Genomic DNA, 243 nt, shown 5'->3' with positions numbered 1-243 from the left:
ATTAGCAACACCTCCACAACCGGCATTGTTATCTCTTACCGTTAATCTGAACTCCATAGTTCTTGCATATGATGGTATAACCTCTCCTTTAGTGGTAGTATTATTAATAATATCTGTAATTTGTGGAAAATATCTGTATGCAACAGTTTTTGGCATAAATGACCTGAATAAAGGAGCATTGCCTGTAGGAACATTCCAGTTTCCTGCAGGACCTACATCATTTTGTTCCCAGCAATAGGTAAG

General features: G+C 37.4%; 1 protein-coding gene. It reads right to left on the bottom strand.

Features of this window, described 5'->3' with window-relative positions; all coding sequences use genetic code 11:
- On the bottom strand, positions 1 to 243 hold a 243-nt coding region (locus SB724_RS21535), incomplete at both ends, for a hypothetical protein (RefSeq protein WP_410573077.1).

Source organism: Bacillus sp. SIMBA_031 (genome assembly GCF_046535225.1).
Classification (GTDB): domain Bacteria; phylum Bacillota; class Bacilli; order Bacillales; family Bacillaceae; genus Bacillus; species Bacillus velezensis.
The sequence above is the reverse complement of the archived record's forward strand: the minus strand, read 5'-3'. Positions and strand labels throughout refer to the sequence as shown.